The organism is Phyllobacterium sp. P5_D12, assembly GCF_054049495.1.
The window spans coordinates 1-651 of the sequence record NZ_JBFUMG010001118.1 but is presented as its reverse complement, the minus strand read 5'-3'; the positions used below and the strand labels follow the sequence as shown (position 1 = coordinate 651).

At 59.0% G+C, this 651-nt stretch carries 1 protein-coding gene; it reads left to right on the top strand.

Annotation, left to right across the window (positions count from 1 at the left end; translation table 11 throughout):
- On the top strand, window positions 1–651 hold a 651-nt coding region (locus tag ACXJ5O_RS29040), incomplete at both ends, for an SDR family oxidoreductase (protein ID WP_457302924.1).

Genomic DNA, 651 nt, shown 5'->3' with positions numbered 1-651 from the left:
GTTTGGATCCGAAGGGGCGCGGATTGCCATCTGTTCCCGGTCCCGCTCCAACCTGGACGCGGCAATTTCGCAACTGCCTGGAGCCTACGGATTTGCTGCCGATTTGAGTTTCGAAGACCAGGCTCACGAGGTAGTCGAAAAAATTGAACGGGAAATCGGACCGATCGACATTCTGATCAACTGTGCTGGAGCGGCCAAACGCACGCCAGCTTCTGAACTCACACCTGCCCACTGGCGCGCAGCCATGGACGCGAAATACTTTCCCTATATCAACATGATCGATCCGGTGGTTAAGCGCATGGCGGCCCGGGGTGCCGGGGTGATTGTCAATGTCATTGGCTCGGGCGGAAAGATCGCTGCACCTACACATATTGCTGGGGGCGCCGCGAATGCCGCGTTGATGCTGGCCACCGTGGGTCTCGCTAATGCCTATGCCGGTCACGGCCTTCGTGTGGTCGGTATCAATCCGGGTGGCACGGAAACCGATCGCGTTGCCGAGGGAATGAGAGCGGAAGCAAGGCTTGCGGGGGTGGGTGTCGAGGAAGCTCTCGCCGATGCCCTGAAGCGCATTCCGCTGGGGCGGATGGCAACTCCGGATGAAATCGCGCAGTTCGTCGTTTTCCTGAGTTCGTCCAGCGCCAGTTATATCAC